The organism is Streptomyces atratus (genome assembly GCF_040655115.1).
Classification (GTDB): domain Bacteria; phylum Actinomycetota; class Actinomycetes; order Streptomycetales; family Streptomycetaceae; genus Streptomyces; species Streptomyces atratus_D.
The window spans coordinates 189,603-205,669 of the sequence record NZ_JBFAJH010000005.1 but is presented as its reverse complement, the minus strand read 5'-3'; the positions used below and the strand labels follow the sequence as shown (position 1 = coordinate 205,669).

1 protein-coding gene (only partly in view) is annotated in these 16,067 nt (G+C 68.7%); it reads left to right on the top strand.

The window, feature by feature from the left end; translation table 11 throughout:
* Window positions 1-16,067, top strand: partial view of a hypothetical protein gene (locus tag AB0I23_RS09285; protein ID WP_359108339.1) — the 3' portion only. Its footprint begins 36,109 nt before the window's first position; 16,067 of the gene's 52,176 nt are visible here — the last part of the coding sequence; the start codon falls outside the window, past its left edge; the stop codon is at window positions 16,065-16,067.

Below are 16,067 nucleotides of genomic sequence, written 5' to 3'. Positions count from 1 at the left end.
CCGTGGTCCCTCAGATGTCCGCGGAGGCCAACCCCGAGACGGGGATGAACGACATCCTTGACAACAAGCGGCAGCAGTGGCGGGGCCCCACTGCCTATCTTGACCTGCACGCGTTTCCGGAGAGCTTCGAGCCTGCGACGTACGAACACGGAAAGGTTCGGGTACCGCCTGAGACGATCACCAACCTGCTGGAGCGGATGCCGGAGTTCACGCAATTCGTGGACTTCTATAGGGCGCACGAAATCGAGCCCAACATCGTCATCATCGGTTGCGAGGCAGGCCAGCAGACTTTCGAGGCGACCCTTGTGGCGCAAGCCGTCGCCGACGCTCTGAACAGCCCGAAGACCTACGCTGCGCCTTACCTCGTGGGCATTTATCCGTCGGGCCAGATCGCCGTCCTCACGGATGCGACGGATGTGCCCGATGAGCCCTTCACCCAGTTCTCGTCCGCTCCGCCGGGACGGAAGCAGGTGTCCGTGGGGTCGCACCTGTTCTCGGGGGCGATCTCGCTGGACGGGCCGGGGAATTCCCGGATGCGTTTCCCGTTCGTTCCGGACGACACACTCAAGGAGCTCATCGAGGCCCGGACTCCGGGTGGCAGGCCGTTCATCGTTCACGCCAAGGGCTTCGGTCCGCACATGCAGGTCTATGACCCCGGCACGGACAATTACAGCCAAGACATCGATGAGAAGCAGTTGGCGCGGTGGATCCGCGAGACCCCGGACGTCTACGGGCAGCTGTATGTCGAGGGTCAGCCCGTTCTGTTGCTCTGGGACAACGCGGGCATGGGCGATGTGGCCGAGGTGGCGCCGGAGGGGGCTGACAACGCGGGAGAGGTGCTCGAATGGACGCCGAGCATGGCGGAGCGCCTCGTCCCGGAGCTGAACACTCCCGTCTTCGGTCCCTGGGGCCGGATACACCAGGGCGATTACAACGCCCAGTTCCAGCCGGTGATCGCAGTGGACCGCCCGGGCGACGTGGTACGGACCGGCAACACGGACTGGCGACCTTGGAAGGTCTTCCAGCCGGCCGGTGACGGTTGGGTAAGTCCGCAGCCGTTGCCCGTACCGACGACGGCGTCGAGCACGGGATCGACCACGGCGCAGACGACGGGCCTACGCCCGGAATACCTTGCGCCGCCCACCAGCCAGTCCCAGGACTCCACCCCGGCGTTCACTCCGCCGCAGGGGCCACCTCCGCTTGACCCCGGGTCGGCCGAGTTGCTGCAGAGCCGAAACGTGCACCTCGACGAGAACGCGGCACCGCCCACAACGGGCTTCATCCCCCTGCCCGGACAGCGTTCCGCACACCCCCAGTACAACCCCTGGTTCGGCTACGCCTCCAATGCGAAAATCGACTTCACGACGATCCAGGCCAACGCGAACGGCACCGTCGCGCCCCAGTACCGCTATGACGACAGCCTGCTCTTCTTCGACCTCAACACCGACAACCCGAAGCTCCTGAACCTCCTCTTCACCAAGGGGCTCCCGGCACCGAACAAGGGACCCCTGCCAGACCTCGAGGCGTATCTGCTCGGCAGCAACGCCACGGGCTATATGGCCACCACCCGCTCCGACAGCATCCGCAACATTCCGCAGGGCGTGGGCGTCCGACTGCTCATCGATGTCCTCGGCGGCTTCGACGTCGCGGCGACTTTCCCCGAGATGGCGTCGGCGGGCCACGAGAACACCGTGCTCCACCCGGACAGCATCGCGCCGCAGTTCATCGTCGGCGCGGAGATCCTGAACGGCGCGGAGCTGGACAGGACGACAGGCAGGTACACGACGCCGGTCACGTTCGTACCCAATCCGCACTACCAGCCCACGCACCGCCCGGCGATCACCATCGCTGACCAGCTTTCCGCCAGCAGCGTGCTCGACAAACAGCTTCGGTTGCAGGAAACAGAGCCGGACGTCTTCACCGAGAAGTGGGCGGAGGCCGGGCTCGTCCTCGAGAGGCACTTCCCGGACGGGCCCTCAGCGACTGCTCAACGGGACTGGGCGCAGCCATGGGTACTCCACGCCCTCCACACCTACGGCGCGGACATCGCCGAGCAGGTGGCCGCACGGCTGAAGGACCGGCTGAGCCTCGCCCCTCCCGTCACCGCTGAGCAGATGCCGATGCCCGAGCAGATCGCGACTCCTGGCATCGAGCCGAACCCTGCCCAACGGCCACGTCTCCTGTCTCCGAGCGAGACCGGGTCCGACGACGACATCACCCACCCCGAACGCGACCACTTCCTGCAGACCACTCACAGACAAGCGGAGATCGCGGAGGAAGTGCGGCGGAAGGTGGGGCCGCGCGTACGCCGCGTGCCGGACCGGCAGGACCTGGAGCGGGCGGTCGCGGATGTTCTGGCCGCTCACCAGGGACAGAGCGGCGCGGGAACGCGCGACCGGGACGATTCCGGGCCGGCGGCACGGCTGTCCGCGGACGACATGTCGGCGCAGGAATGTCTGGTCCTGCTGCACTCGCTGCGGAACAGGCTGTTCCCGGAGGGCGTCGCCCCCTCCGGTCGTGGCGTGGACGACAGCGTGCTGGATGTGCGTCCGCAGGAAGGCCCCTTGGCTCTCGGCGAAGGCTGGAAACGAGTCGGCTCCTGGGGAACGGTGGAGACCGCGGTCGCGAAGACAGGTCCTGGCAGCGTCGCGTTCGTTCTCGCCCGGCGCCTCGACCGCATGGGACACGCGTTCGCCGCGTACGCGCTTCCCGTCGGCGACACCGGCGAGAACCCCGCCGGTGACGACGGCAAGGCGAAGACGAGGGTCGTCTGGGTCGACGTTCAAGCCTCCCGGGTCAGTGACGTCCCGCCGCTCATCGCGCCGTCCGAGGCGCGCGCGGTCATCGTCGACGCCACCGCCCGGGTCGCGGCCCACGCCCTCCCCGACCACATCGAATCCGCCTCACCGGAACACGCGCTCGTCGACCCTGCCCTCAGTCACCAATTGGGCAAGATCGGCTGGGAAGCCGAGCTCGAATACATACTCGTCGCGGAAGGACTTCTTCCCAAGAAGGTTGTGGCCAGGCACCCTGATACCGGGTTCGAGATCGTCACCGACGAACGCGAGTTCTTCCGCGGCCAGGACGACAAGCTGTACCTGACGCGGGACGAGGCAGTCGAGAAGGCGGGGGGAGAACCGCGGTCGGAAGTGCGTCTGATCGCCGAGCTGGTCACCTCGCCCCTGGCGGTGCTGGAGGAGGACGCCGGGTGGGTGGATGGGGAGGACGGGTTCGAGCAGCACATGCGCACCCGCCGGCTCCTGGAGAGAACGGACCGAGAAGGTCGCTCGTTCCTTCTGTCGGAGCTCCTGACCGAGGAGGACGGCGGCTGGGAGATCGAGTACAAGGCGCCCATCGAGGTCCTTCCGTCTGTCTCGGGAGCGGGCCATGCCGCCTACACCCAGTTCACCGTCGGCGTTCCCGCCGCCGGACTCGCCCCCCTGCTCGAGCTGGTGCGCTCCCACCTGGACAGCCCGTGGTTGGGCGTGCTGCTCGATGCGGGACGTGACTTCGCGGACCATCTGGCCGCGGAGTACGCGCAGCGGCTGCTCGAACGGCCGGTGACACCGAACGAGGCGCTGTTCCTGACCGATCTCGTCGGTCTGGACGCACTGCGCGGCTACGCATGGCTGGCCTTCAACCACGTCGCCGCGCTTCCCCTGTGGAAGAGGAGCGGGTACAGGGTGCTGGCGAAGAACGTGCTCCCGGCCGCGTCCCGGACACCCCTCGATGTCCTGCGCGGTTCACTGGACGAAGAGGTCAAGGACTTCCTGGTGGACCACGAGGGCACTATCACGACCTTGTTCGAGAACCATGTGCGCGACCTCGTGGAGGAGTTCCTCAGGGGCGCCCCCGATTTCGTGGGCGACACGCAGCACATCCTGGAGGAGCGATGGAAGGAGGGGACGATATCCACGCGGGACTACCTGGAGACGGCTCTGATCGGCTCTGCCCGCTCCGGCGCCGAGGTCACTCAGCATGCCTTGCTCGGGATGGAGGACTACCCTGATCTGGACACCAACGGCGGGCGCATCACCCACCCACTGGCCCTGATAGAACTGCGCGACTACAGCGTGGACTCCGTCGTGCCCGGCCCCGGCCAGGACCGCCGGTACCTGACGGACGCCGTCCTCCACGGGGTTTTCGACGAGATCAGTGAACTCGCCGTCGACGCCTACGAACAGGCCACACGCACGAGGCCGGACCCCGAATCGGCCGCGGACGTCCTCCAGCACTCCCTGGTCGTCCAGATCGCGGACGTCTTCGAACGCACCGGCAATCTGACGCTGTCCGACGCCGAGGGCAACAGGCATCACGTGCTGCCCGCCCTCGACAAAGCCCTGCTGGTCACGAACGTGTCCGCCCACGCCGGGCGCGCCGAACCCCTGTCGCCGGACGTCGGTCACCGGCTGAATGCCCTCCACATGACGCTCCAGCAGGGGCTGGACGCCCTGCAATCCAGCCCCTCCTCCCCGGTCCGGACGAGTTTCGAGCAGGCTGCGTCGGCCGTCCGAGAAGCCCTCCGCACGTTCGCCGGCACTCCCTATGAGCAGGGGCAACCGGCCCCTGGTGGACTCGCGGGTCCCTCGGCCCTCCCCGTCCCGCCCGGTGACGCCGTCGCCACGCCCGAGGCGTCGGACCCGACGGGCGAGGACGAAGCGGTGGACCTCCTGGAAGCCCTGTGGCAGCGGGAGTTCCGAGGTCCGCTGGACCTGGACCTGGTGGCCGGCGCCGTACTGCACCTGCGGCCCGGCAGCACGGTTGACGCCTCCCACCACATCGAGTTGCTCGACCTGGTCGACGACATCCTCCGGGCGGACCAGGCGGACGAGTTGACGTCCCTGCGCGACCTGTCCCTCCACCACCTGGCGCCGCTGCTCGGCGAGGACTCCGTCTTCCACGACGCCCACGGCCGACCCGGCCGCGACTGGGATCTCCACGACCCCGCGACGAGCCGGGGCGAGCTGATCACCGGCTCGGTACTGGTCCCCGACCCCGCCCCCGACCGGATCGAGCTCGACGTGCTGACGCCCGCGCCGTGGGTCCGCGCGGGTGGCAGCGCCTACCCCGTCCTGCTGCGACGCGACCCGTCCGGCCCTGTGCTGCACCACGCGGGCACCGACTACTACCTGGGCGACCAGGAACTGGCGCAGTTGCTGGCTCGTGATCCACTGCTGGCGGACCGGCCCGACGGGGTGCATGTGGTGCTCGCCGGATCCGGCACGGGAAGCGGCCCGATGGTGGCCCCGCGCGCGGTCGCGAACGCCGTGGGCAGGCCCACCTGGTCGTACACGAGCACGCTCTTCCGGCGTGAGGTGATCCAGGCGCACGCGGACGGCGAGGACGTCGCCCGTCAGCACTTCGGGGCGCACCGTGACGACCGCCGGAACCTGCCGGCCGGAGTGTGGGTCAGGTCCGACGTCGGCGACAGCTATCTGTTCCCCGGTGCGACCAGCCAGTCCGACGGGCTGATCAGCGAACCCATCGTGGACGGCGACGGACACCCGATCGGCCGCGCCTCGCTGGCCCCGGACTTCTGGGCCCGGACCGAGCGCTCCTTCCGAACGCTGAACTCCTGGCGCACCCACCGCGTCATCAATGCCGCGGCTGACGCGGTCGTACGCTCCGGCGTACCGCTGCCCTGGGCGCAGCGTGGCGAGCAGCCGTACTTCTTCAGCGCCCACGCCGGCAACCAGGCGGTGCACGTACGGCGCAGCGACGGCGTCGAACGTCCGCTCGACCGCCTCGGCTTCGGGCAGATGCTGCGCCGTCGGCCCAGTTTGTCCGCACGGCCGGCGGCCGACCCGGTCGTCCTTCTCGCCTGCAACGCCGAGCTCCTGCTCCCCGGTGAGGATCCGCTCACCCACCTCACCGTCGGCGGGCAGCTAGCCAACGACGTCGGTCGCCGGGTATACGCCTCGAACGCCACGGTGACACTCACCCACCAGTGGCGAGCGCCCGGCGGGGACCTCCGCGACCCGTCCCTGAACCTCCGCAGCGATGTCCCCGACCCACGGTGGATCGAACGGCGGCCGGAACCCGATCAGGCTCGGCTGCAGCAGCTGATGGACGCGTCTCAGATCCCCGACGCGGAGACCGCGCTCCGCCTGGTCCGTCTGGCGCGGCACGTCAACGGGGTCGGCATCGAGGACCAAGAGGGCGTCCACGTGAGAGCGCTGACCCTGTACGCGATCCTGGAGGCCCGGCGCGCGACGGACCCGGAGTTCGCCGGCCGTCCGCTCACCACCGCGGTCATGCACGAGTACGTGGTTTCCCTGCTGGCCCGGGACGCCACCGAGGCCGGGCGCAGCAACCCGATGAACATGGTGCTGCGGCAGCTCGCGGACGCCACCATGCCGACGCCCGCCCCGCCGCAGGCGGACTCCGGCACCGCCCCTGCCCCCGACGATCCCCTGCCCCCAGGGGACACCTTGGCCGCGCCCCAGGAGCCCGTGCGGAGCCAGGCGGGCCACACGGAGGCACTGGCCTCCAGGAGCGTGGAGGCGTCCTCGGAACAGCTTTTCGCCCTCAGCGACGGCCACCTGCGGCAGACCACCGACGACCTCACCCCCCACATCCACCGGGGCGGCCCCGAGTCCCTCGGGGAGCAGGCCTTCACGGAGCGGGCCGAGCGGCTTCGCGCGGCGTTCGGTACGTTGAACGGCACTGTGACGGAGCTCGTCCCCACCGACTCCGCCGTGCGCCGGATCCACGTGCAGGAGGCGATCGCCGAGCAGGTCGAGGCGCTGGAGCAGGCGAGCACGCAGGCGGATCTGGATGCCGTTGAGTCGCGGCTGGGGCAGCTGTATTCCACCGTGGAGGCGTGGCGGGATGAGGACGGCCCTGCGGTTGATTACGCCCTCGTAGAGGAGGATGAGGAGGATCTCGACGTACCGAGTTCGGCGGGGTTCGCGGACGGTGACGCCGTTGGCTTCAGGAAGTTTGGGCCGCCGACGAAGGACGGCGTGGTCGGTTTCGCTCTGAAGACGATCGGCGAGCACGGGCGGGAACTTCCGCCGGGGGCGGTGAAGGCGAGGGCGGCGATGGAGCAGGCCGCGGCCGAGGGGCCGGAGGCGTTGAAGAAGCTGGCGCAGAGGCTGGCGGAGGAGAAGACGCCGCGGACCCTCGCGGAGGAGGGCCTGACGGACCTCTACCTCACCCCTGACGGGCTCGCCGAGCTGAGGGCGAAGGTCCGCGAGGCGCTCTCCGAGGATCTGTTGTGGGAGCAGGTCAGTGAGGGGCGGCAGGACGCCGCGGTGGAGTTGGTGGCCCACGAGCACTGGTCGCGGGGCCTGGCGGCGGCGGCGAAGCTGGCCGACCAGTTGCGGCACGAGGAGGCGCTGCGGACGTCGCTGCCGGAGCCGGCGCTGCTCAAGGCCGAGTTGGGGACCGCGTACGAGATCATCGAGGAGCATTACGCGGGATGGTCGGCGCTGAACCTCAGTGAGACCGAGCGGCACCAGAAGCTGATGCAGATCGCGAACGATCTGCAGGATCCCGGTACCACTTCGAACGCCGCCTTCGACCGCGCGGCAGGGTGGGATGCGGAGCATTCCGGATCGCTGACGACCGAGACGTTCCAGGTGCGGGTGCTGCCCACGGCTGTCTCGCATGCCAGAGTGTTCGCGTTCCATGACACCAACGACTCCGCGTACGAGCCTGACCTATGGGCGAGGCACAACCCCGACAAGCCGGATGCCGTTGTCACTCAGGTGTCCGTGAAGGCCGACCCCGAGACGGGTAAACGCGCCGTTCTCGGCCACAAGCGGCAGCAGTGGCGGGGCCCCACTGCCTATATAGACGTGCACGCGGATCCGGAGAGCTTCAATCCTGCGACGTACGAACACGGAGACGTTTGGGTACCGCCCGAGACGATCACCAACCTGCTGGCGCGGATGCCGAAGTTCACGCATTTCGTGGAATCCTGGAGGGCGCGGGGCATCGAGCCCAACATCGTCATCTTGGGTTGCCGGGCAGGCCGGCAGACGTACGCGGCGACCCTCGCGGCGCAGGCGGTCGCCGACGCCCTGAACAGCCCGAAGACCTACGCGGCGCCCTACCTCGTGGGGCTCCATCATGCGGGCCAGGTCACCGTCATCACGGATGCCCCGGATGTGGCTGATGAGCCGTTCATTCAATTCTCGGCGGCTCCGCCGGGACGGAAGCAGGTATCCGTGGGGTCCCCCCTGTTCTCGGGGGCGATCTCGTTGGACGGGCCCGGGAATTCCCGGATGCGTTTCCCGTTCGTTCCGGACGGCATGCTTGAGGATCTAGTCGAGGAGCGGACTCCGGGTGGCAGGCCGTTCATCGTTCACGCCAAGGGCTCCGGTCCGCACGTGCAGGTCCATGACCCTGAGACGGACAACTACGGCGAATACATCGATGAGAGCCAGTTGGCGCGCTGGATCCGCGAGACCCCGGACATCGAGGGGCGTCTGTACGCCGAGGGTCAGCCCGTTCTGCTGCTCTGGGACAACGCGGGCATGGGCGATGTGGCCGAGGTGGCGCCGGAGGGGGCTGACAACGCCGGAGAGGTGCTGGAATGGACGCCGAGCATGGCGGAGCGTCTCGTTTCGGAGCTGAACGTTCCCGTCTTCGGTCCCTGGGGCCGGATACACCAGGGCGATCCCGACGCCGAGATGCAGCCGGTGATCGCAGTGGACCCCCCGGGCGATGTGGTACGGACCGGCAACAGGGACTGGCGCCCCTGGCAGGTCTTCCTGCCCGAGGGTGACGGCTGGGTGGCTCCGCCACCGCCGCTCGCGCCGCCCACCAGCCGGTCCCAGGACTCCGCGCCGGCGTTCATTCCGCCGCAGGGACCGCCTCGGCTCGACCCCGGGTCGGCCGGGTTGCTGCACAGCCGAAACGTGCACCTCGACGAGAACGCGGCACCGCCGGCAGCTGGCTTCATCCCCCTGCCCGGACAGCGGTCCGCGGACCCCGAGTACGACTTCTCGTTCGAATACGCCACCCTGACGGAGATCGACTTCACGACGATCCGGGCCAACACGGACGCCACCGTCGTCCCCCAATACCGCCAGGACGACAGCCTGCTCTTCTTCGACCTGGAGAGCGACGATCAGGACATCCTGAACCACATCTTCGTCAACGGGCTCCCGGCGCTGAACGAGGGATCCCTGCCAGACCTCCAGACGTATCTGCTCGACCCCGACTCCACGGGCTATATCGCCACCACCCGCTCCGACAGCGTCCGCACCGTGCCGCAGGGCGTGGGCGTCCGACTGCTCATCGACGTCCCCGGCGGTTTCGACGTCGCGGCGACCTTCCCCGAGATGGCGTCGGAGGGCCACGAGGACACCGTGCTCCACCCGGACAGCATCGCGCCGCAGTTCATCGTCGGCGCGGAGATCGTGAACGGCGCGGAGCTGGACAGCACGACGGGCAGGTACACGACGCCGGTCACGTTCCTCCCCAATCCGCAGTACCAGCCCGCGCACCGCGCCGCGATCTCCATCGCCGACCAGCTTTCCGGGGATAGCGTGCGCGACGCGCAGCAGCGGTTGCGGGACACGGAGCCGGACGTCTTCACCGAGATGTCGGCGGAGGCCGGCCTCATCCTCGAAAGGCAGTTCCCGGACGGCCCCTCGGCCGCTGCTCGACGGGAATGGGCCCGGCCATGGGTGCTCCACGCCGTCCACGCCTACGGCGCGTACATCGCCGAACAGGTGGCCGCGAGGCTGCAGGACCGGTTGGGCTTCGCCCCGCCCGTCACCACTGAGCGGATGCCGACGCAGGCCCGGGTCGCGGCGCGCGGCGTCGCTCCGGACCCCGAGGCCGAGGTATCCGTAGCCGCGGCCGACCAGGTCGACGCGACGTACGTCGACGCGACGTACACGGAGCGGGCCGAGCGACTCGGCGCGGCGTTCGGTTCGTTGAACGGCACCGTGACGGAGCTCGTCCCCGCTGACTCCGCCGTGCGCCGGATCCACCTGCAGGAGGCGATCGCCGAGCAGGTCGAGGCGCTGGAGCAGGCGAGCACGCAGGCGGATCTGGATGCCGTTGAGTCGCGGCTGGGGCAGCTGTTTTCCACGGTGGAGGCGTGGCGGGACGCGCGTAAGGCACATCCGTCGCAGATGGCCGGGCAGACGGCGTTGCCCAGCGAGTTGCTGGACCGGCCGCGGTGGTACGTCGATCTGGTGGCCCGTGTCGTCGAGACGTTGCCGGGCCTGACGTCACTGCCGTCCAGGGCGCATGCAGGGACGGCCGGCGGCGACGGCGATGCCCCGCGGGGGTACCGGCTGCAGGCCCGCGAGGCGCTGAACGCGGCGATGAACAAGGCGGCGGCGGCGTATGCGCAGGCGGCGGGCCAGGTCGCCGCTGCCACGGGCAGCGATTACATCACCTCCGCCGACCCGTTGGGCCAGGATGCGGCGTCGCTCTCCCTGGACGCCGGGCAGCGGGCGTCGTTCGAGCGATCGGTCGAGCACCTGAGGGAGGCCAAGGAGGCGTTGGAGGGACTGCTGGAGGAGGTGGGCGAGCAGGTCGTCGCCCGTCAGGGGCTCACGGCGTGGGATGACGCGGGCGTGCGCCAGGATTGGGCGCCGGAGGCGATGTACGCGCCTCCGAAGCACATGACGGGCGACGATGCCGTGCTGGGCACGGAGGTGTCGCAGTGGATCAGGGCGGAGACGATCGAGCAGATCCGCTCCGAGATCTGGAGGACGCTGCCGAAGCATGTGCAGAGCGACGCCAACAGGAAGCTGATCGATCAGCACACCACGCGTGAAGCGCTGATGCGCAACGGCACCCAGCTGATCAACGACAGTTACAGCTTCACCGTGCAGGGCCACAAGGTCCACGTCGGCCTCGGGTTGAAGACGTGGCGGCAGCTGTCGGACGCCATCGAGATCCGGCTGAGGGAGACCGGCCAGCGGCGTGGGGCGATGGGGCGCAATTACGGGCACGGCTACTTCGCGGACGCCAACCTCAACGTCGCCTGGGCGGTGGAGGAGATGGCGGGCCGCGAGCCGTTCCAGATGGACGCGATCGAGGACTACTCCGGCTTCCTGACGATCGTCACCGGTGAGCACGTCGAGACCAACAACATCAAGGTGACCGCCACGGAGGAGAAGACCGTCAAGAACTCCTCCTACCAGTCGCTGCTGTTCGCCTACGACGCGGCGGTGAACGTGCGGGTGGAGGAGTCGCAGCAGAAGATCTGGTTCTCGCGGCTGCGCGGCGGTGACCCGGAGCCTCGGGTGTGGCGCAATGAGACCCCGCCGACGGTGGCCGACGCGATCAACATCTTCTCCTCGGTGGAGAGCGCGCGTCCCCTCAACGACGCGGCCGCAGCCGGACAGAAATCACGACACGTGGTGGATCAGGACGTGCCGGTACGGGTGCGGGCGGAGTACGCGCCAGACCTTGTGACGGGGACGCATCCCACGGTGGCGTTGCCGTCGAATTCGGCCGTCGAGGCGTTCCCCGGGGCGCGTGGGCTGAAGTCGCGGATCCTGGATCTGGCGGGTGACCTGGCGCAGCCCGGCTCGGCGGCCCGCCGCCGCCTTGAGGCGCAGATCGGCTACGTCGGTTTGAAGAACATCGTGCACCTGGCTGCCCGCAGGCAGGGGTACGACCTCACTTTCGGCGACCACGACGGGCGCACGCCGGTCTCGATCAACGTCAAGCTGAAGCCCAAGCGGCCGCAGGTGGTGATCGAGAGTGACACGGCAACGTGGATGGACGTCGACGACCGGGTGACGCGTCTGGTGGAGTGGGCGTTGGCGCACGAGGACTCCATGGACATCCCGCCGAGCCTGACGCTGTTCGCCCTCGACTTCCACGTGCTGGCCAGCGACTCGCTCACGCCTTGGCTGTGGTTCTGGGCCAGCCTGGACGCCGAGGCGGCCCACAGCGGTATGGGGATGACCACCACCGCGATGCACGGCATCCGGTACACCGGTGAGCCGACCGCCGTCACCGAATTCGCGGTCGAGGCCCAGCTCAGCCGGAGCGACCGACCGCAAGACGCCCCGGTCGACGCGCAGCTGGGCCCGCTGTGGCTGCGAACGCTGCGCAAGGACGCCACGCAGTGGGCGGAGCTCCCTGAGCCCGAGACGCAGGGCAGGGAAGCGGATCCGGAGCTGCGGCTGGACGAGGGCGTCGGCCTGGAGTTCGGCGCGCTGCACCGCTTCTCCGAGCTGGAGGGCGCGGACGGCCTGCTGGAACAGGCCACCACCCTCCTGCGGGAGCAGTTCCCGGGGATCCTGCCGAACCAGGAGACGTCGCGGGAGGGCTGGACCGAGGGCGCCCTGGGCTATCTGGTGGACAACAAGTTCGCCGGGACCAATGAACAGCAGCTCAAGAAGGGGCTGCACCCGGAGACGCTGCGCACCCACCAGCACGAGATGTTCTCCTCCGGCGGCTACTCCTTCCCGTTGTCGAAGCAGAGCGCCTTCGGGCGGTTCGGCGAGGACGTCATGGTCCGCGTCCGAGCCGTGCAGGGCGAGGTGCTTGAAGACGGGACCATCGGCGTCAACGTCCCCGAGATGTCCGCGTGGTTGCCCGACTCCGAGCTGGACGTCAACCACACCGAAGAGCAGGACAACCTGCTCAGCGTCGCGACCATCCTGGGCCTGTGGGCCGGCCCCCAGGCCACGTACCGCATCAGCAAGGCCGCCAGCGGTCCCCTGCAGGGGTTCGACACCAGGCCGATGCTCCACGGACGGTACGTCAACACCAAGGGCATCACCGCCGGCCAGGCCACCTACGGTCTCCAGGGATTCGCCCTGGACGGACTCGCCGAATTCACCGGCAAAACCGTCCTGCTCCTCACCGTCGAAGGCGTACACCCACCGGCCGACGAACCTGCGACCGCCGACACCACCCCGGCGCAGGAGGGGAACGACGCCCAGGTGGAGGACGGGACGCGGATTGTGGACCAGCCCGTATCACACGTCGTCGTCGACCGGTCGACGGATCCGCAGCTGCAGAACGTGCAGAACACGCAAGATCCGCAGGACACGCAGGATCCGCAGGATGGGCAGGGCCGGGTGGAGGCCATGCCCGGCACGTGGCCGGGCAGTGAGGATCTTTACAAGCCGCTGCCGCCCGCGCTCCCGGAAGTGCATGCCGGCCAGCCGGTCCAGGCCTCCTACAAGGTCATCGTCCCCGCCGACATCACCTCCAAGAAGGTGATCGACCCGTTCACACGTGAGCAGGTGTGGGTTCCCTACGGTGCCGACGACTTGGGGGCGGAGGAACTGGTCTGGCCTGCGGCCGACAACGCCGGGGAGGGCACGGGGCAGAGCTCGGAAGAGGGCGCGCAGGAGTTTCCGCTCGAGATCTTCGTCGAGGCGACCGGTGACGGCGTGACCGCCGAGATCGTCTCCACGTTCCAGGAGCTGGGCAAGGACTTCCATCTCCACATCTCGCCGCACACCCGTACCAGCATCGAGCAGGCCGTGGCAGCCGCTGTGGTGGCGATGCCCACCCTCCGGCAGCGCCCGACGAAGATCTGGAAGGGCGAGCTCGCACACCAGCTGACCCTCGAATGGGCGACCACCGGCCACAAGGTGCACGGCTCCGTCGAGCTCCAGGCCGTGGTGGAGCAGGTCAAGACCATCGCCGTGCCGAGAAGCTTCGGCACCTACAACGACATGGGCGCGATCACCGCCGCCGAGGTTTCCGCGGAGACCACCACCGGCTTCTTCTCCGGACTGCGCCTGCGCCTGCCGTTCTCGCTCGGCGAGCCGGTCATGCCCCACCAAGAACCCGACGCGCACACTGTGAGCGGCGAGGAGTCGGAGCAGGGCCATGGCGGTGAGGAGTCCCATGCGCCGGAGCCGTACCAGCCGTGGGAGCTGATGTTGCAGCCGCAGCTCACCTACCGGCAGGAGAACACCACCGGGCAGGTCACGGGCCGGGGCGGCAACATCGGCCGCGGCAACACGGAGGTCTCCCCGATGGCGGTCGGGCGGGCGACGGTCCGCTTCACAGCCACGGTCAAGCTCTGGCACACCAACCGGCTGCAGACCTACGGGGAGCAGGAGGCCACCGGCGAGGTCGTGGGCCACGGCAGGGCGGTGATGACCGCGCTGCAGGCCACCGAGCTCGGGCTCATGCCCGAGCACCTGCAGGTGCACCGTGACACCTCCGTTGCCTACGAGCTGCCCGAGGAGCAGGTCGGCTCGCTCCAGGCCGAGTCGATCTACCGGGCCCCGGACATCGGTGTGCTCACCGACGCCGTCCACGAGAGGATCAAGGCGGAGTACGACGAGCACACCGCCGAGGTGGTGCTGGACGAGGTCGGGAAGGTCCTCGGCCCGTTGAACACCGCGGCCGCCATGGAGCTGCTGCCCGACGGCCACACCATCACCGTCCCGGTCACCCACCGGGCGCATATCGTCGTCGAACGCGCCGGCATCGACGTGCCGACCTTCCTCCCCGTCAACCGCACGTTCCACGTCGAGCTGAAGGCTGAGCTGTCCGACCCGAAGTTCACGGGCCTGGTGCCCCACAACCGACACGGCCTGCGGCACGGCGCCGAGACCTGGCAGGGAGAGAACAGCAAACGGGCCGCCCGCCACGGCGTGGACTTCGTGCGGTTCTGGTACGGCTACATGCCGTACGCCAAGACCGTCAACAGCTGGTGGAACAGCTTCAACCTCACCCACTACGGCCAGACCGCCCGCAAAGCCGCGCTCACCGAGGGCCAAGAGGCCAGCATCGGCACCACGCTGGACCTGGCCGACTTCAGGACCGGCGAGTTCACCCGCACGGTCACCTGGTCCGCGAAGATCACCGAGGAGAGCGCACCGAGCGCGATGATCGACGCCGCCACCCTCGGAGCCCTTCAGGGGGTGCGCGCCTACCACGTCAACCCCGACCAGACCGGCACGCTGATCACCCGCCACGACCTGAACATGCTCCGACTCAAAGGCGCTCCCGAACCGGTCGCGGCCCCCGAACCGCAGACCGCTGTCGACACCGCCTTGGCGCCGCCCGTCGCCGCCGACCCGACCGAAACCGCCCAGGACGCGCCCGACCTCGAAGCCGGGCTCGCACGACCCACGACCGACCCGACACAGAACCCCGACACCCCGACCGCCGAGAACACCGCGCCGACCTACACCCCCGACGGCGACGAGCTCGTCGCGCCCAGTTGGGACCCCAAGCTCCCCCAGATCACCACCAGGCCGCTCGATGTGAACGCGCCTCTGTCCTCCGTACGCGAGGGCCTGGACTTCGCCCGCGCCGAGGAGACGAGGCCAGGGCTGCTCAACGTCGTCCAGCCGCTCGGCTTCTCCGGCCTGCCGGACCTGCGCAAGAAGATCTCCCGACTCGTCCTGCCACCCGCTGCGCTCTACCCCGCCAAGATTCACGGAACGGGAGACTTCTCCTCCTACGTCTCCGCCCTGTGGCAGAACTACGTCTCCAACCCACCCCCCGGCTCAAGCTGGTTCAACCCGAGAATGAACCTGCTCCGGCAGGCCGGCGCGGTCGTCAACAAGCCCTTCCTCGGCCCCCACTTCAAACAGCTGGTCACCGACGGCGTCGCCGTCGAGATCGAGGTGCCCGGCCGCTTCTCCACCCTCAAGGCCGACCTCGAGCTGATGATGGACGTCACCGAAGTCCACGAGGGCAACCGCACCGTCAACGAGGCGATGCTGAAGAGCTCCCTCGCCAACTCCTCCAAAGCCAGCTTCAACACCGAGGTCATCGAGGGCTTCTACGTGGGAACCTGGCTCCAGCTCGCGGGACAGCTCGAGCCCTTCGGCGGACACGACAACGTCGGCCCCATGCTGGGCCTGGACCACCTCGCCTGGGGAACCGAAGAAGCCCCCTTCAGCGCCCAGAACACCGAAGCCACCGGCCTGAAGACCACCGGCCGCGACCTCACCCTCCTCCACCTCGACGTCAACTGGAAAGCCGCACTCACCCCACACAACCCCACCGCCTGGTGGAACCCCGGCAACTGGCTCAACCCTCACACCTACCAACCCAAAAACCGCGAAATCTTCGAGAACGACCTGCCACGCCGAGTCAGCGTCTGGGTGCCCACCGAACTCAAACACCACCTCCTCAACCTCACCAAAGTCTCCTAG